We start from the raw sequence: 17,321 nt of genomic DNA, 5'->3' as shown, positions 1-17,321 counted from the left end.
ATAAATTCGAATTTGCCGATGCTAAAAACGATAGGGGAGGTAGTGCCATTAAAGCCGCATAGGCATAACAACATACTGGCAATTGCCACCATCTGCCTCTTCTACTAAAACCGAACTATTAGCATCGGAAAGAGAGAATTTGGCCGTTTCACCGTGTATAGCCGATAAAACATCCAACAAATAACTAACATTAAAACCAATTTCTAAATTATCGCCGTGATAATCAACAGCAACCGTTTCCTCTGCCTCTTCCTGCTCTGGGTTGTTCGCAACAATTCGCAACTCGCCATTAGTGAGCAGCATACGAATACCACGGTATTTTTCATTAGAGAGTATCGCCGTTCTCGCAAATGCTTGTCTTAAGTCTGCGCGAGCACCGAGTACAACCTTGGTGCTACTGCGTGGCAATACCCGCTCGTAATCAGGGAATTTTCCATCTATAAGCTTAGAGGTAAAGGTAAAGTCAGTGGTCACCACCCGAATATGATTACTACCCACAATAACTTCGGCTTGCTCCTCTTCATTAATCAGAAGCCGTGCGAGCTCAACAACACCTTTACGAGGCACTATTACCTGTACAACTTGATCAACGTTGATGTCGCCCAAATAGGTAGCCATTGCTAGACGATGGCCATCTGTGGCCACTAGACGCAAATGGCCACTACTCAACTCGAGCAACATACCATTCAAATAGTAGCGAACATCCTGCTGGGCCATAGCGAAACTGGTACGCTCAATAAGGCGCTTCAACTCACCTTGCTTAAGCGAAAAAACCTGGCCACCTTTTGCTTGCTCAACACTCGGAAAATCATTGGCAGGCAGGGTGGATAGCTGAAAGCGACTGCGGCCGGACTTCATCACCAGCTTTTGCTCATCGAGCTGAATACTGATATCGGAACCATCGGGTAGGGCCTTACAAATATCAACAAGCTTCTTTGCCGGAATGGTAATTTCGCCGGTTTGCTGCACTGCGCCCTCAGGCAACTGAACTCTGCCGATAAGTTCAACCTCTAAATCTGTTCCCGTTAGCGCTAATTCTTGACCATTCAGCACCAACTGAACATTCGCCAAGATAGGCAGAGTTTGCCGACGCTCAACAACACCGGCAACAAGATTTAATGGCTTGATTAACGCTTCCCGCGAAATCGAAAATTTCATGCTTTCGGTTCCTGTTCCTTATCAAAAATCTCAAGGCTGATGACAGTTAAAAACACCACCACCAAAAACACCCAACTATGGTATTACTTTATTATATAAAGCCGCGTTAAGACATCAGCTTGTGAGTAGCCTGATCAAATTTTGATAGTCTTCTCGCATATCACCGTCTGTTTCACGCAACTCTTTAATTTTCCGACATGCATGTAACACGGTGGTGTGGTCACGCCCACCAAAGCCATCGCCAATTTCAGGCAGGCTGTGGTTGGTCAATTCCTTGGATAGGGCCATTGCCACCTGACGAGGCCTAGCCACCGATCGACTCCGCCGCTTAGACATTAAATCTGCCATCTTGATTTTGTAATACTCAGCTACCGTGCGCTGGATATTATCCAAACTCACCTGCTTGTCTTGTAAGGCCAGTAAATCCTTAAGAGACTCCTTTATTAACGGGATATCAATAGGCTTAGCCATAAAGCGCGAGCTCGCGATAACCCGCTTTAAAACACCCTCAAGCTCCCGAACATTGGAGCGAACGCGCTGTGCTATAAAAAACGCCGCATCCGAGGGTAGGTCAGTTTTATCCTGCTCAGCCTTTTTCATTAAAATAGCCACGCGTGTTTCAAGCTCGGGCGGTTCAACAGCTACCGTCAGCCCCCAGCCAAAACGAGATTTTAAGCGCTCCTCAAGACCTTTTATTTCTTTGGGATAGCGGTCGCAGGTCAAGATCATTTGCTGCCCACCTTCTAGCAATGCATTAAAAGTGTGGAAGAATTCTTCTTGCGAGCGATCTTTACCAGAAAAGAACTGAATATCATCTATCAGCAGCGCGTCAACTGAACGGTAATAGCGTTTAAACTCATTTATCGCATTTAACTGCAGCGCTTTAACCATATCGGCCACAAAACGCTCAGAGTGCAGATAAACCACCTTGGCATTTGGATTCTGCTGCATTAGCGAATTACCCACCGCATGCATCAAATGGGTTTTACCTAAACCCACACCACCATATAAGAACAGTGGGTTATAACCGCGCCCAGGATTGCTAGCAACTTGGCTGGCGGCCGCACGGGCTAATTGGTTGGACTTACCCTCAACAAAGGTATCAAAGGTATAAGCCTGCATTAACGAGCTTTGGTGGCGAATACCGCCCTCAACCTCTACTTGGCGCTGGCCACCTATATTTTGTGGCGAAGTTATAATAGCCGGTTGGGAGTGAAAATCTGGACTTACTTCAGTATTTTGACGTTCGCTGCGCTGCCGACTCGGCGCCGGCATTGGCGCACGATTATTAATAGTTGGATTAGGCGAGGATGGCATAGGACGCGAACTCCCGCCACCACGTACCGGAATTGGCTGACGATCTACAATCCCCAGCTCTACATCTAATTTACGCCCCGCTGGCGATAATTCCGAAACCAACTCTAAAATACGCGCAAAGAAGCGATCGTTTACCCAGTCTCGAATAAAACGATTAGGCGCAAACAAATAAATTAGATCCTCACCAAGTTCCACCTGTAGCGGTCTAATCCAGGTGTTAAATTGCTGAGCTGGCAACTCGTCTTGCAAATGCGCAATACATTTCTGCCACGTCGCTTCTGACAACACCATTCTCCAAATTAGCTTAAATAAAAATTTTAGAACCGATAGATTTATCAGCCGAAAAGACAGCTAAATGCGAGCCAGAACTGAACCAGCAGCAATCAGTCATAAACAGTCTTATATGAGTCGCCATTCTACCTTTCAACAACAGAGTTATCCACATATTTAATCCCTTACCATTTTATGGAAATATTAAAAACGCTTTGTTTTCAACATGATAAGAACAAAAAATAAAATCCCTAGGGAAAACCGATAAATTCCTTTCGCTGTGGATAACACGGCGTTTTAACTGTGGATAAACAGAGGGTAAGCTGTGCTAAATCGCTTAAAAGCCCCAGCCATCGAAAACCTCACCCCTACCATAACAAGTATTTGCTATTGGGCGTGGTATCCACTAAAATTCGCGATCCGATTTTTCGCTGTATTGGGCTTTAAAACCAAACAGCGCCGACTGCGTAGGTCGGCTAATTTAGTCAAGGTCAGAGATCATGAGCAAAAGAACATTTCAACCAAGCAACCTGAAAAAAGCCCGCAACCACGGTTTCCGTGCACGTATGGCTACCAAGAATGGCCGCAAGCTGATTAACCGTCGCCGCGCCAAAGGCCGCGTAGTACTGTCAGCTTAATTTTAGACTTGTAATATCACTGGCAACGCAGTGAATTTTCAGTTTGAAAAAACACTGCGCCTGCTAAACGCCAGCGAATACCAAGCGGTGTTCGATCAGTCACGTCTGAAAGTTTCTTCTGCTGAAATATTATTTTTAGCTCGAAAAAACGATCTCGATCGGCCGCGACTGGGTTTAGTAATTGCCAAGAAAAATGTGCGCTTATCCGTTCAGCGCAACAGAGTAAAGCGCAACATTAGAGAAACCTTTAGACACTATCAACATAATCTAAAGGGTATTGATGTTATCGTGCTTGCTCGGCGTGGTCTCGACCAGCTAGACAACGCACAAATGCAAGAAATCTGTAGTCAGCTTTGGCAGCAGTTAGAAAAACGAGCTGAAAAACGCTTCCGTCAGCGAGAGGGTTAAATACTATGCAGCGGTTGCTTATCGCCTGCATTTCGTTCTACCGCCTGTTTATCAGTCCTCTGATGGCTCCGCATTGCCGTTTTTATCCTAGTTGTTCCAGTTATGCTATTGAAGCTATAAAGCTCCACGGCGCACGTCGTGGTAGCTATTTAGGATTAAAACGCCTACTCCGTTGCCACCCCCTTAGCAGCGGCGGCTACGATCCTGTACCATCCTGCCACTGTCATTCAACCGAACTCAAACTTTCAAGGCATTCAAGCAATGATTGATATTCAGCGCTATCTCCTTATCGCCGCCATCGCTGCCCTCTCTTTTATGTTATTGATCGAGTGGAAGAATTTTGAGGGGCCTGAAACAATTATTGCCAGCTCAACAACCGCTAACAACACTGCGTCTCCGGTAACAAGTAGCGGCGACAGCGATCTACCCATTTTAAATCAAGATGCCGGCAGCAGCTTACCCGCAGCGAACAGTAGTAATAGCAGTGGTTTCCTAACCGTTAGCACCGACGTTCTAAATATTAAAATAGACCTGCATGGCGGAGATATTGTTTACGCTGGTTTACCGGCTTACACCGCCAACCTTGAATCAGACGATCCCTTTGTTATTCTCGAGAGTAACGAAAAACGTGACTATATCGCCCAAAGTGGCTTAATTGGCCAGAATGCAACCGATACCGCCAAAGGTCGTCCGCAATTTATTGCCAATACCGACAGTTACCAGCTTAGTGAAGGCAGCGATACGATCAATGTTGATCTTCACTATCAGTACAGCGATCAAATCAACATTATTAAACGCTTCCATTTCAAGCGCGGCGAATACGTAATTAAAATTGAATACTTGATCGACAATCAAAGCGATTCAGCATTTCAAGCTAGCTTCTTCGGCCAATTAAAACGCGGTAATAGCACCGACCCCAGTGTTGATGGCGAAGGCGGCATGTTTGCCATGAAGCCCTTTATGGGCGTGGCTTACGCCGACAACGAAGACAAATACAGCAAATTGGCTTTCGGAAAAATGAAAGACAAACCGCTGAAAACCGCCGTCAATGGCGGCTGGATCGGCATCATCCAACACTATTTCTTAAGTGCGTGGATACCAAACCCAGACAGCGTTAACGAACTCAGCACCATCGTTACCAAGCAGGGTATCAATATTGCCCGCGCTACTAGCGCCGCCGTAACCATTGAGCCTCACAGCCAAGGCAGTGTTGCCGCGTCTTTTTATACCGGCCCAAAAGATCAGTATCGCTTAGAGGAAATCTCACCAGGTTTAGAACTGACTGTCGATTACGGCTTTCTGTGGTGGATTGCCCAGCCCTTGTTCTGGCTACTTACCAAAATCCACGGCTTTCTTGGCAACTGGGGCTTCGCCATTATCGGCTTAACGATGCTAGTAAAAGCAGCGTTCTTCCAACTTAATGCCAAAGCGTTTACGTCGATGGCCAATATGCGCAAAGTTCAACCCAAGCTGGCTGAACTTAAAGAGCGCTATGCTGATGACCGTCAAAAGCAGTCTCAAGCAATGATGGAGCTTTACAAGACCGAGAAAATTAACCCTCTTGGCGGCTGCTTACCTATGGTCGTGCAAATGCCCGTATTTATGTCGCTGTACTGGGTGTTAATGGAGAGTATCGAGCTGCGCCACGCGCCGTTTATTTTGTGGATCCAAGATTTGTCAGCCATGGACCCGTATTTTATTCTGCCCTTGGTTATGGGTTTATCTATGTTTATCCAGCAGCGCCTTAATCCGCCGCCGCCAGATCCAATGCAGGCCAAAATCATGCAGTGGATGCCGGTGGTCTTTACCTTCTTCTTCCTATTCTTCCCGTCTGGCTTGGTACTGTACTGGGTGGTTAACAACACCTTATCTATTATTCAGCAATATATTATTACGAAGCGCATCGAGAAGAGCGGGCTTCCCACCCGCTGATAGCACACTATGCTAAACAGCTATCAAGATACTATTGCTGCAATTGCAACACCGCCCGGAAAAGGCGGTGTTGGCATTGTTAGAGTGTCTGGCCCAAAAGCTCTAGAAATTGGCCATCGCCTGCTCGATAAAGCAGACCTCAAACCCCGCTACGCTCACTACGGCAGCTTTTTTGAAGCTGGCGAAAACGGCCCCCGCACTCTCGACCAAGGTATTGCGCTGTATTTTCCCGGCCCCAACTCCTTTACTGGCGAAGATGTGCTCGAGCTACAAGGCCATGGCGGGCCAATAATACTCGACTGCCTACTGCGTGAAGTTATTAAAGCCGGCGCCAGAATGGCAAGGCCGGGTGAATTTTCTGAACGCGCATTTCTCAACAACAAAATTGACCTCGCCCAAGCAGAAGCAATTGCCGACCTTATTGACAGCGCCTCAGAACAAGCTGCACGTCAGGCTGTGCGCTCCTTAGAGGGTGAATTCAGCAAAGAAATAAACCAGCTGGTAGAGGCCATTACTCAGCTTAGAATCTATGTTGAAGCTGCTATAGACTTTCCCGAAGAAGAAATCGATTTTATTAGTGATGGCCGCGTCGCCAGCGAACTAAGCCGAATAAAACAAAATCTCGAGCGCGTTTTCGCCTCAGCCAAACAAGGCAGTATTCTTCGCGAAGGCATGACCGTTGTTATCGCCGGCAGACCCAATGCAGGAAAATCTAGCCTATTAAATGCCCTAGCCGGCAGAGAATCTGCCATTGTTACCAATATAGCGGGCACCACCCGAGACGTACTAAGAGAAAATATTCTCATCGACGGAATGCCCTTGCATATCATTGATACCGCAGGCCTGCGCGACAGCGACGACATAGTAGAACAAGAGGGCATTAAGCGAGCATGGACCGAAATAACGAATGCCGACCGTATCTTACTGGTTATCGACAGCCAGAGCGCAGAGGATGAAAAGGAGGCTATTCCCAGCGAGTTACAGCCATTTATTGCCCAGCAAAAGCTCAGTATTATCTACAATAAATGTGATCTCTCTGGTCACCAAGTAGCTATAGATAATAGCGACATCTCCCGTATATACCTCTCCGCAAAACACGCCGACGGCATCGATCTACTTCGCGAGCACCTTAAGTCTTGCGTTGGTTATAACGACGGCGACACCCCTTTTATCGCCCGCCGACGCCATATCGAAGCATTAAATCTCGGACGAGAGCACATTCACGCCGGCGAACAACAGCTGCTTCATTACAATGCTGGCGAACTATTGGCAGAAGAACTGCGAATAGCCCAGCAGGCTTTGGCAGAAATCACCGGCGAATTTAGCTCCGACGACCTGCTAGGACGGATTTTTTCCAGCTTCTGTATCGGTAAATAAGCACAAGCGCTTATATCCCGCCATAGTCAAATTCACTCTTTTAACGCTACACTCAATTCTGTTGAAAATGTTAAGGATAACTTATGTTCCGTGTAAAACAGCCGCACCTTATTCTCTTAGGCTTAATCGTTCTCAGTCTAGCAAGCCCGCTGCAAGCAAGCTTTTTAGAAAGCGACGATCTACCCATTGTATTAACCCCTGCGCGACTAAAACAAAATCGCAGTGAGGTGCCGGCCAGCGTTAGTGTAATTGACCGTGAAATGATTATTGCTTCTGGCTTACACGAAATTCCCGAACTTTTTAGGCTCATTCCCGGCACATCGGTAGGCGCGCGCGACGGTTGGAATTACGTCGTTAGTTATCACGGTAGCAATTACCGCGATTCTAGACGCATGCAAGTATTAATTGATGGCCGCTCTGTTTATCAGGCCGGTCTCGCGACAGTAGACTGGAATGATATCCCCATTACCATTGAGGATATTGAGCGCATAGAAGTGGTGCGCGGGCCGTCTACCGCCAGTTATGGCGCCAATGCCTTTCTCGGCGTTATAAATATTATTACTCGGCACCCCGCCGACATCGCCAATTTAGAAGCAAGTGCTCAGCGCGGTTCAGAACATACCGAAAACTATCGACTCAGCCACGCCGACGAATACCTCGGTGGCCACTACCGAATTACCATCGCCAGTCGCCATGACGACGGATTTGATATCAAAAATAATGGTAAAGAACGACTAGACAGTAAAACGCTACAACTCTTCAACACCCGTTACGAACGCCAATTTAGTAACACAAGCCTCAGCTTAAATTTAGGCTATAAGGAAGGGCGTGTTAGCGACGACTATTCTGATATCGATGTTACTTCACCAGACACCAACGTAGATGACTACTATTTCTCATCTAAAGTTGAACACGAACTATCCGTTTTCCATCAGCTTAAAGTCCAATATGATTTTTCCGGCCAGCAACAAATACACCGTTGGACAGCAACAAATACACCGTTGGACAGCACAAATTCCACCTTACTATACAAACTTAGCTGATAATCCAGCACCCTTTATTCTTGTAGACGCCAACGAAGACCAGCAAGTAAATCGCCATGACATCGATTTTCAAGATACCTATATTTGGAATGAAAGCTTAACAAGCATTGCAGGCGTTCATCTAAAGCAATCCAGAGTTAGCTCAGAAACCTATTATGGTGGAACCCTTACAAGTAATAATTATCAGTTCTTCTATAATGTAGAAAAAAAACTGTCCGATAAATTTACTGTAAATAGTGGCGGGTCCTATGAGTATGAAGAAAATATAGGGAAAAATTTCTCACCTCGTCTAGCCTTACACTACCACTTAAACACAAGTCACAGCTTCCGTTTTATTTATTCAGAAGCAATAAGAACACCAGACTTACTAGAAACCTCAGCAAACTGGACCTACACAGGGAGCAATGTTAGGCCATCTAATGGCGGCCCCACTAGCGCCGTTTTACTTCAGTCCGCAAAAGGAAAACCCAATCTTAAACCAGAATTAATACAATCTCGGGAAATAGGCTACTACGGAAATAACAAAAAACTGCGTTTACAGTGGGATGTAAAAATTTTTAGTGACCACCTAAAACAGCTCATGTCTAACTCAATATCACTTGATAGATTTGATCCCGTCAATGATAGCTATCTTAAACAACGCGGCATAGAAACCGAAATAGATTACCGCCCAAATCACCAATGGCTTCTTCACGGAAGTTACGCCTATATATCAGACGAATCAAATACCAATACCGAAACCACCTTTACACCAAGAAATTCGGCTAGTGTTTTATTAAGTTATAAGTACAAACCTGATATTCAATTTTCCATGGCTAAATATTACGCGAAAGAAATAGGTACATCAGGAAATAAATTTTCACGCACAGATATTAAACTTACCAAAACATTTAACGTAAATAGTAATGAACTTGAACTAAGTTACAGTGGTCAATACCGTAACGATGACGACAGTGAATTGTTACGCGACAATATTTACACCAACAAACTACGCCAATTAGTTAGCGTAATATTGCGTTACTAGCTTAAACAAGGGTCAAGGATTAGCCTCTTGAGAAAATATTTATATGGAATATTGCTTTTAGTTTTTTGCACACCGGCTTTCCCACAAAGTTTTAAGCCGGTGATAGACTTAATATTGCCTGAAAAAAATGAAAAACTTGAATTACTAGCAAAACAAATAGAAAGCAATCTCGACTTTATCGTACACACTTATACAAAAAATTTACCCTCCGCGAAGGACCGCGGTGAAATACTCATTATCGTCTCCGAAAAATTACTTCCACTAATTAATAATAATCATTATAAGGCTAATTTTGCGCTTTATGTAAACTCGGTTGTTTATAAATCTGGGCATTATAAAAACGCCACCGCATTGTTCTCTGACCAATCCATACACAAACAACTTTCGCTAATATCGTCAATATATAAATTTAGGTCAATTCGCGTTGGTATTGCATATCAAGACCCCAACTATCTTTATGCACTGGAAAAAGAAGCAGAAAAATTTCCGCTAATGCATTTTATTGTTGAACAGGCAAACGAAAATAATAAATTAAGATCAATCAACAAAGTCATACAAAATAGCGATATTGTCTTAGCGACTCCAGAAACTACACTTTACAATTCGCAAACTATTCGTTCAATACTATTAAGTAGTTATCGACACCAAACACTGATCATTGGTCCCAACGAAGGCTTTGTTAACGCAGGCGCGCTGGCATCGATTATTTCAAGTCCAGATCAATACACGAATGAAATAATAGCAATGGTAAATTCGTTTGTTAAATCTAATATCATTCCAGAAGCTCGCCATCCGCATAATTACAACGTTAAATTAAACTACAGCGTTGCGGAATCACTCGGTATAGAACTGCCTTCAGAAGAGATTCTACTCAAGGAAATAGCAGGTAGCGAATCACAATGAATATTCGTCTCTACCTAAAAAAATACACCATATTTCAACAAATACTAATTGCCGGTATTGCTCCAGCCTTTATTTTATTTATTGCCCTATTTAGTTACTCGCTAGTGGCAAGACTCAATGATGCCGCGCACAGCCAGCAGGAAATAGCTAGGCGAATTGCAGAAAATATTGCGGCAGTTAGTGAGTTGGCTATTATTAGCGGGAACGATAGCCAGCTACTGGATATCATGGGATCTGCTTTAGCGACCGATATACACTCAATTACCATTCACAATTCTGAAACAGGAAAATCACTCAGTTTAAATAATCACAGAAGCACTAATGATGTCTACCAAGTAATAACTGTACCCATTTTGCAGCATAGTATTTTTCTAGAAGACCCAATAACAGGGGAGAGCACCAACGAAGGCCAAGATAAGCTAATTGGTAGCGTTAGTATAAAGCAATCTAAAACGCAACTAATACATCTCCAACAACGTATTATCAAGGTTTCTACATTTATCGCGCTGATTTCCATAATGGTTAGTATCGGCCTCGCTTGGTATATCAGTCGTCGACTGTCTAGCCCACTCGCCGAAATAAGACGAGTAACTAAAAATATAGCTGAAGGCAATTATTTAAGTCGAATAGAAAAATTTAGCCGCGGCGAATTGGGAGAACTGCAGACCCACATCAACGATATGGCCAAAAGTATAGAAATGCAGCAAGAAGAATTAAAAGAACACCTACAATTGCTGCAAATTGCCAAAGAGGAAGCCGACGAAGCTAACTCAGCAAAAAGTATGTTTCTAGCAACCATGACCCATGAATTGCGCACCCCCATGAACGGCGCACTTGGCATGTTACAGCTTCTCGCAAATACCAGGCTCGATACTGAGCAAAAACACTATATTGATATCGCCAGGGAATCCAGCGAGCACCTTCTTAATATCGTAAATAATATTCTCGACTTTTCCCGTATTGAAAAAGGTGAATTAAAACTGCACGAGAGGTACTTCTCGGCCTTGCAACTATTTGACAATCTTCTTGCACCATTGCGTTATGACGCAGAAAAGAAAGGCCTCGTCTTTAGCACCCATATAGACCCGATACTGACTACCTTAAAAATACATGGCGATGACACTCGAATACGGCAAATTCTGCTGAATCTAGCCGCTAACGCGGTTAAATTCACCCACAAAGGGAATATTGCCATCCGTCTCAACGCTCAACAAATAAATAGCGAGCAACTAAGCCTTGAGCTAGAAGTGAGCGATACCGGAATTGGTATTAGCGACGCAGATCAAAAAATTATCTTTAACAGCTTTAGGCAGGCCGACGGCTCGCATCGGCGCCGCTACGGTGGGTCTGGGCTGGGTCTTGCCATCGTTCGTCGCCTATGTGAGCTAATACCCGCGCAAATAGAGCTTAAGAGTGAAACAGGTGTTGGCTCAAGCTTTTACGTGCGCTGGGCAGCATCCTACCAACTCAATACCGACACTATTGACGCTACCTCCCCTGCTGACGTCCATCTGTTAAACGCCAAATCAGTGCTTATTGTTGAAGACAATCGCATTAATCAATTACTCATAAAAAACATATTGAGTCGATGGGGGATGACTACCATCACCAGTGACAATGGCGAAGAAGCGCTCGCTGAGCTGAAAAAGCAGCGTTTCGACATCGTTTTAATGGATTTGCAAATGCCTATTATGGATGGATTTGAGGCAACAAGAGCAATACGTCAGCATTTGGATTACGCCAAACTTCCCATAATTGCCCTAACTGCCAATAATTTTCAGGAAGATAGGGAGCGATGCTTCGCCGTTGGCATGAACGATTTCCTGAGTAAACCGGTTTCGCTGACCATATTGAAGAATAAAATCGCCTTTTGGCTAAACCAAAGCCCTGGGACAAGCCCACCGGAAGATGTGGATAGTAAGGCTTAATTAGTGGCTTTATTCACAGACCAAAAATAACTGCAAAGTTATCCACATTTCATCCCCAGCTCCCCCCCACGATCCTGACAGCCTTCCTGTGGATAAAACCCCTACTTATCATCTTAAAAAGTCTTTTTAATTCAGTATGTTAGCTAAGTTATCAACAAAATAGGCTTTCTTAATAACAGTATTTATAATAAGTAACTTAAGATAATTAACATATATGTATATAAAAGATTATATAAATGATAACTGATTAAATTTTCACCAATTCATTGCAGGATGCTTAGATACACGTATAATTTCGCTCCTTCTCATTTTCTTCCTTTTTAGGTGTCTCGTGGATTATCCGCAGCATTTCGACGTTATAGTTATTGGTGGTGGTCACGCCGGAACCGAGGCCGCCTTAGCGGCAGCTCGTATGGGTTCGGCAACTCTACTGTTGACCCATAACATAGAAACCCTAGGCCAAATGTCGTGTAATCCTGCTATTGGTGGGATTGGCAAGAGTCATTTGGTAAAAGAGATCGATGCCTTGGGCGGCGCAATGGCAAAAGCGACTGATCTTGGCGGTATCCAATTTCGTGTCCTCAACGCCCGTAAAGGCCCCGCAGTGCGGGCAACGCGTGCTCAGGCAGACCGCGTTTTATACAAGGCCGCGATTCGCACGATTCTTGAAAACCAAGAAAACCTCGCTATTTTTCAGCAAGCTGTTGACGATCTCATTGTTGAAAACGACGAAGTCCGCGGTGTAGTGACCAATATTGGCTTGCGCTTTTTTGCTAAAAGCGTGGTGCTTACTGCTGGTACCTTCCTCGGTGGAAAAATTCATATTGGTTTAGACAACCACAGTGGCGGCCGAGCAGGCGATCCGCCATCCATCGCGCTCGCATCGCGGTTACGCGAATTGCCTTTTCGGGTAGACCGCCTAAAAACCGGAACACCACCACGAATTGATGCCAAAACAGTCAATTTTGACGGGCTGGAAGCGCAGTGGGGCGATACCCCGCGGCCAGTGATGTCGTATTTGGGTAATCGCCAACAACACCCAGAGCAAGTGTGTTGCTGGATCACCCATACCAACGAAAAGACCCATGAAATTATTCGCGGTGGTTTAGATCGCTCGCCAATGTACACCGGAGTGATTGAAGGTATTGGCCCCCGTTATTGCCCATCAATAGAAGATAAAGTGCATCGTTTTGCCGATAAAACCGGTCATCAGGTCTTTATTGAGCCAGAGGGCTTAAATACCCACGAGCTTTATCCCAATGGCATCTCGACCAGTTTGCCCTTCGATGTGCAGTTAAATTTGGTCCGTTCAATTAAGGGCTTCGAAAATGCTCATATGACGCGGGCAGGGTATGCGATTGAGTATGATTATTTTGAACCTCGAGACCTAAAATACTCGCTGGAAACAAAATTTGTAAAAGGCCTATTTTTTGCTGGCCAAATTAATGGCACAACAGGTTACGAAGAGGCCGCGGCCCAAGGTTTACTGGCTGGCGCGAACGCTTCGTTATTGGCCCAAGGGCGTGATGCTTGGTGTCCGCGTCGCGATGAGGCTTACATCGGCGTTTTGGTTGATGATCTTATTACCATGGGCACCAAAGAGCCTTACCGCATGTTCACTTCGCGGGCGGAATACCGCTTATTGCTTAGAGAAGATAATGCGGACTTGCGCTTAACCGAGAAAGGCCGCGAATTAGGCTTGGTGAACGATGAGCGGTGGTCGATATTTTCAGCTAAGCGTGAAAACATCGAGATTGAACGTCAGCGCTTGGCCGAGTGTTGGGTTCAGCCGGGCAGCAGTGAAGCGGCGATATTGGCTGAAAAAATCGAAAAGCCCCTCAGCCACGAGTACAACTTGCTGGATTTGCTAAAACGTCCAGAACTCAAATACACCGATTTGGCACCTTTTGCACAGGGTGAAATGGGTATTGTCGACGAACAGATCGCCGAGCAGATCGAAATTGGGGTGAAGTACGCGGGTTATATCGATCGTCAACAAGACGAAATTAATCGTCTGCGCCGTCATGAAGACACGCGGCTGCCAATAGATTTTGATTACAGCATTATCGAAGGTCTGTCTAACGAAGTGAAACAAAAACTTGGTAATACGCGGCCGCAAACCTTAGCCCAAGCGTCGCGGATACCAGGGGTAACACCTGCTGCTGTGTCGTTATTACTTATCTATTTAAAAAAACGTGGCTTGCTGGACAGGAAATCTGCCTGAGTGGATGTGTTAAAAAAGACCCTTACTGAAGGGATTAGTGCTTTGGGACTGAATGTTAGCGAGGCCCAAAGCGATTTACTGCTGAAGTATGTCGCCCTGCTTTATAAATGGAACAAGGCCTATAATTTAACGGCCATTCGCGATCCAGAGGCGATGATTACGCGCCATATTTTGGACAGTTTGAGCATTGCCCCGTATATTAGCGCCAAGCGGTGTCTGGATGTGGGTACCGGCGCAGGTTTGCCTGGCATTCCCTTAGCCATTCTTTTCCCCGACAAGCAATTTGGCTTACTCGACAGTAATGGCAAAAAAACGCGGTTTTTGATTGAAGCGCAAATGCAGCTTAAATTAACGAATATAAGCGTCCACACCGCGCGGGTTGAGCAATTTCAAAGCGATGTGTTATTCGATGGGATTTTGTCGCGGGCGTTTGCCTCACTGCTCGACATGGTAAACGGTTGCCAAAGCTTGCTTAGTCCAGAGGGCAAACTGTACGCCATGAAAGGCGTTTTTCCAGAAGGGGAGTTGAGTCAGCTTCCAAAACACTTTATCGTCGAGCATTCGCACGTTTTGTCTGTGCCCGCCGTGGATGAAGCCAGACATTTACTGGTTCTTAGCCGTCACTAATCGGCCAACACCATATAGCGCAATTGACAGGGAAATTTCGTGGCCAAGGTATATGCAGTCACCAACCAGAAAGGTGGCGTGGGCAAAACCACGACCAGCGTGAATCTGGCCGCGTCCCTGGCGGCAACCAAACGTAAAATCCTACTGATCGATCTCGACCCTCAGGGCAATGCCACCATGGGTTGCGGAATAGATAAAGCCAGTTTGGAATACTCAGTTTACGATGTGTTGGTCGCGGGCCGCAGTGTGGCAGACACCGTAGTGGTGGCACCAGAATGCGGGTTTATGGTTCTACCGGCCAACCAAGACCTAACCGCGGCAGAAGTCGAATTACTCAATGAGATTGGTCGAGAATTTCGTCTCCGCGAAGCCTTAGCCCCAATATTAGGTGATTACGACTATATCCTAATTGACTGCCCGCCATCGCTAAACATGTTAACAATCAATGCCTTGGCTGGTTCCGGCGCAGTAATTATTCCCATGCAGTGCGAATACTATGCACTGGAAGGCTTAAGCGCCTTGATTAATACAATCAACAGGGTCAAGCAGCTAATAAACCCCAAATTAGAAATTGAAGGTATTTTGCGTACCATGTTTGATGGTCGCAATAGCTTAACAAACCAAGTGACTGACGAGCTGCGTCGGCATTTTGGCGAAAAATTATACAGCACTGTTATTCCTCGCAATGTCCGTCTCGCGGAAGCGCCGAGTCATGGCCTGCCAATATTGTTTTACGATAAGCAGTCAAAAGGCTCGTTGGCGTACTTGGCCTTAGCCGGCGAAATGTTGCGCCGCGCGGGGAAAACAGACTCCCACGGTGACGTAAAAGAAGACGAACAGCTTGGGCAAATTCATGGTTAAAAAAAGAGGTTTAGGTCGTGGCTTGGACGCCTTGTTGGGCGCGGCGTCAACGCCAGTCGCAATAGCAACGCCAGATAATGCGCCAAGCCCCGCCGGAGCTGAAGATGAGTTCGCAGCGCCGCCATCGACGGTGTCTAACGTGGCGACACCAGATGGTACGCTGCGTAATTTGCCAGTTGAATTTATGCAACGCGGTCGCTATCAGCCGCGTCGCGATATGCAGCCAGAAGCCTTAGAAGAGCTCGCGAACTCCATTCGTTCACAAGGTATTATGCAGCCGATCGTAGTGCGGCCAATCGATGGCGGTCGCTACGAAATAATCGCCGGTGAACGGCGTTGGCGCGCCTGCCAATTAGCTGGGCTGGATTCGGTACCCGCCTTAATTCGCGATGTGCCCGACGAAGCCGCTGCCGCGATGGCGCTAATCGAAAATTTGCAGCGCGAAGACCTCAACCCCATGGAAGAAGCCTTAGCCATGGTCCGTTTGCAAAAGGAATTTGAATTAACCCACGCTGAAATTGCACAATTAGTGGGCAAATCCCGCACCACAATCACTAATTTATTGCGCCTCACTGGTTTGCGAGAGGAAGTGCAAACCCTGCTCGAAAACGGTGACATTGAAATGGGTCATGGTCGCGCGCTATTGGGCTTGCCTCAAGAAGAGCAGTCTGGCGCGGCGTCGATGGTAGTAAGCAAAGGTTTGTCTGTTAGGCAAACCGAAGCGCTAGTTCGTCGTATGGTTGACGAAAAGCAGAGCTTCAAGCCCCAAAAATCACTCGACCCCGATATTAAGCAATTGCAAGAAAGTCTGTCGGAGCGGCTCGGTTCACCCGTGGCGATTGCTCACAGTGCCAAAGGTCGCGGCACGGTAAGTATTAAATACAGCAGCCTAGATGAGCTAGACGGCATTTTAAATCACATTAAATAGCGTATTTTGTGTTTATGTGTATAAAGCCCTACATTATGTAGTGTATTTATTGAGCGTGATGGTGGACTTAAAAGATAAATTCTTGATTTTAGTAGTTAAAATAGATTTCGTGAATATATGACTTTAGTACCATAAGTACTGAAATCGGTTGAACATTAACCATATAGCCCATATAATTCGCCCCGCTTTTTGGACAAGCAGTACAGGCATAAAATTAGCCATTTTCGGCAACAGCGGAAGCAATATGAAAGCAGAAAGACAGCGGAAAATCCCGCGCACTGCTCATCAAATAGCTAGGCCGCCGGTGATGAAAATGTATGGTTTGCAATTTGCAGTGGTGCTATTGGCCAGTGTTATAGCAATCCCCTTGGATGTGGTTGTGGCCTATTCCATCGTAATCGGGGGAATGATTTCCGTAATACCCAATGCGTATTTTGCGCGCCAAATATTTCGATACACAGGTGCGGCTTACGCACGTGAGGTGACTCAGTCATTTTACCGTGGTGAATCGGGGAAATTTATTGCAACACTGGGTTTATTTGCCACGACATTTGCCGTTGTAAAGCCTTTGCAGGTGTTTGTCTTATTTCTGGCATATCTGATCGTTATGCTGCTGAACGCTGTAATACTTGCCCACTTCACCGTGGTAAACAAAAAAGCGTCAAATTAGCTCAACGCTTAAC

General features: G+C 45.6%; 16 protein-coding genes. 14 read left to right on the top strand and 2 right to left on the bottom strand.

The window, feature by feature from the left end:
* Positions 1-48: 48 nt before the first annotated feature.
* Positions 49-1,158 (bottom strand): DNA polymerase III subunit beta, encoded by a 1,110-nt coding sequence (gene dnaN / locus P1U47_RS14505; RefSeq protein ID WP_301029918.1) that lies wholly within the window; start codon positions 1,156-1,158, stop codon positions 49-51.
* Between the two features lie 114 nt (positions 1,159-1,272).
* Positions 1,273-2,766: a chromosomal replication initiator protein DnaA gene (gene dnaA, locus P1U47_RS14500; protein WP_301029916.1), complete on the bottom strand. Its 1,494-nt coding sequence runs from the start codon at positions 2,764-2,766 to the stop codon at positions 1,273-1,275.
* 479 nt (positions 2,767-3,245) lie between these two features.
* On the opposite strand from dnaA, the gene rpmH reads away from it, so the two are divergent.
* The 14 genes from rpmH to P1U47_RS14430 all read left to right on the top strand — a co-directional run bounded on the left by rpmH (position 3,246) and on the right by P1U47_RS14430 (position 17,308).
* Complete coding sequence (rpmH, locus tag P1U47_RS14495) at positions 3,246-3,383, top strand: 50S ribosomal protein L34 (protein ID WP_219043305.1); 138 nt, start codon at positions 3,246-3,248, stop codon at positions 3,381-3,383.
* A 30-nt stretch (positions 3,384-3,413) separates the two neighbouring features.
* The gene (gene rnpA, locus P1U47_RS14490) at positions 3,414-3,791 is read left to right on the top strand and encodes a ribonuclease P protein component (protein WP_301029914.1); all 378 of its coding nucleotides are present in this window, start codon (positions 3,414-3,416) and stop codon (positions 3,789-3,791) included.
* Positions 3,792-3,796: 5 nt separating this feature from the next.
* Positions 3,797-4,060 (top strand): membrane protein insertion efficiency factor YidD, encoded by a 264-nt coding sequence (yidD, locus tag P1U47_RS14485; RefSeq protein WP_301029913.1) that lies wholly within the window; start codon positions 3,797-3,799, stop codon positions 4,058-4,060.
* Complete coding sequence (gene yidC / locus P1U47_RS14480) at positions 4,053-5,723, top strand: membrane protein insertase YidC (protein WP_301029911.1); 1,671 nt, start codon at positions 4,053-4,055, stop codon at positions 5,721-5,723. The genes yidD and yidC overlap by 8 nt, the downstream gene beginning before the upstream one ends.
* Positions 5,724-5,732: 9 nt before the next feature.
* Positions 5,733-7,100: a tRNA uridine-5-carboxymethylaminomethyl(34) synthesis GTPase MnmE gene (mnmE, locus tag P1U47_RS14475; RefSeq protein ID WP_301029909.1), complete on the top strand. Its 1,368-nt coding sequence runs from the start codon at positions 5,733-5,735 to the stop codon at positions 7,098-7,100.
* Between the two features lie 83 nt (positions 7,101-7,183).
* Positions 7,184-8,143 (top strand): TonB-dependent receptor plug domain-containing protein, encoded by a 960-nt coding sequence (locus P1U47_RS14470; RefSeq protein ID WP_301029908.1) that lies wholly within the window; start codon positions 7,184-7,186, stop codon positions 8,141-8,143.
* A complete protein-coding gene (locus P1U47_RS14465; RefSeq protein ID WP_301029906.1) occupies positions 8,049-9,167 on the top strand; it encodes a TonB-dependent siderophore receptor in 1,119 nt (372 codons plus the stop codon). Before P1U47_RS14470 ends, P1U47_RS14465 begins: the two co-directional genes overlap by 95 nt.
* Before the next feature lie 27 nt (positions 9,168-9,194).
* Positions 9,195-10,070, top strand: coding sequence for a hypothetical protein (locus tag P1U47_RS14460; protein ID WP_301029905.1), 876 nt, complete (start codon positions 9,195-9,197; stop codon positions 10,068-10,070).
* Positions 10,067-11,998: a response regulator gene (locus P1U47_RS14455; protein WP_301029904.1), complete on the top strand. Its 1,932-nt coding sequence runs from the start codon at positions 10,067-10,069 to the stop codon at positions 11,996-11,998. Before P1U47_RS14460 ends, P1U47_RS14455 begins: the two co-directional genes overlap by 4 nt.
* A gap of 331 nt (positions 11,999-12,329) precedes the next feature.
* On the top strand, positions 12,330-14,222 hold the full coding sequence (gene mnmG, locus P1U47_RS14450; protein ID WP_301029902.1) for a tRNA uridine-5-carboxymethylaminomethyl(34) synthesis enzyme MnmG: 1,893 nt from the start codon (positions 12,330-12,332) through the stop codon (positions 14,220-14,222).
* The gene (gene rsmG, locus P1U47_RS14445; RefSeq protein WP_301029900.1) at positions 14,223-14,849 is read left to right on the top strand and encodes a 16S rRNA (guanine(527)-N(7))-methyltransferase RsmG; all 627 of its coding nucleotides are present in this window, start codon (positions 14,223-14,225) and stop codon (positions 14,847-14,849) included.
* 39 nt (positions 14,850-14,888) lie between these two features.
* Positions 14,889-15,710: a ParA family protein gene (locus P1U47_RS14440; RefSeq protein WP_301029898.1), complete on the top strand. Its 822-nt coding sequence runs from the start codon at positions 14,889-14,891 to the stop codon at positions 15,708-15,710.
* On the top strand, positions 15,703-16,638 hold the full coding sequence (locus P1U47_RS14435) for a ParB/RepB/Spo0J family partition protein (RefSeq protein ID WP_301029896.1): 936 nt from the start codon (positions 15,703-15,705) through the stop codon (positions 16,636-16,638). The genes P1U47_RS14440 and P1U47_RS14435 overlap by 8 nt, the downstream gene beginning before the upstream one ends.
* Positions 16,639-16,882: 244 nt before the next feature.
* A complete protein-coding gene (locus tag P1U47_RS14430; protein WP_301029894.1) occupies positions 16,883-17,308 on the top strand; it encodes an ATP synthase subunit I in 426 nt (141 codons plus the stop codon).
* Positions 17,309-17,321: the final 13 nt, after the last annotated feature.

Source organism: Zhongshania sp., assembly GCF_029212375.1.
Lineage (GTDB): Bacteria > Pseudomonadota > Gammaproteobacteria > Pseudomonadales > Spongiibacteraceae > Spongiibacter.
This window is presented reverse-complemented; position numbering and strand designations above follow the sequence as displayed.

Bases quoted from the DNA above. Each gene is read 5' to 3' on its own strand.
- dnaN (WP_301029918.1), bottom strand. From the start codon at position 1,158: ATGAAATTTTCGATTTCGCGGGAAGCGTTAATCAAGCCATTAAATCTT.
- dnaA (WP_301029916.1), bottom strand. From the start codon at position 2,766: ATGGTGTTGTCAGAAGCGACGTGGCAGAAATGTATTGCGCATTTGCAA.
- rpmH (WP_219043305.1), top strand. From the start codon at position 3,246: ATGAGCAAAAGAACATTTCAACCAAGCAACCTGAAAAAAGCCCGCAAC.
- yidD (WP_301029913.1), top strand. From the start codon at position 3,797: ATGCAGCGGTTGCTTATCGCCTGCATTTCGTTCTACCGCCTGTTTATC.
- yidC (WP_301029911.1), top strand. From the start codon at position 4,053: ATGATTGATATTCAGCGCTATCTCCTTATCGCCGCCATCGCTGCCCTC.
- mnmE (WP_301029909.1), top strand. From the start codon at position 5,733: ATGCTAAACAGCTATCAAGATACTATTGCTGCAATTGCAACACCGCCC.
- P1U47_RS14470 (WP_301029908.1), top strand. From the start codon at position 7,184: ATGTTCCGTGTAAAACAGCCGCACCTTATTCTCTTAGGCTTAATCGTT.
- P1U47_RS14465 (WP_301029906.1), top strand. From the start codon at position 8,049: ATGATTTTTCCGGCCAGCAACAAATACACCGTTGGACAGCAACAAATA.
- P1U47_RS14455 (WP_301029904.1), top strand. From the start codon at position 10,067: ATGAATATTCGTCTCTACCTAAAAAAATACACCATATTTCAACAAATA.
- P1U47_RS14435 (WP_301029896.1), top strand. From the start codon at position 15,703: ATGGTTAAAAAAAGAGGTTTAGGTCGTGGCTTGGACGCCTTGTTGGGC.
- P1U47_RS14430 (WP_301029894.1), top strand. From the start codon at position 16,883: ATGAAAGCAGAAAGACAGCGGAAAATCCCGCGCACTGCTCATCAAATA.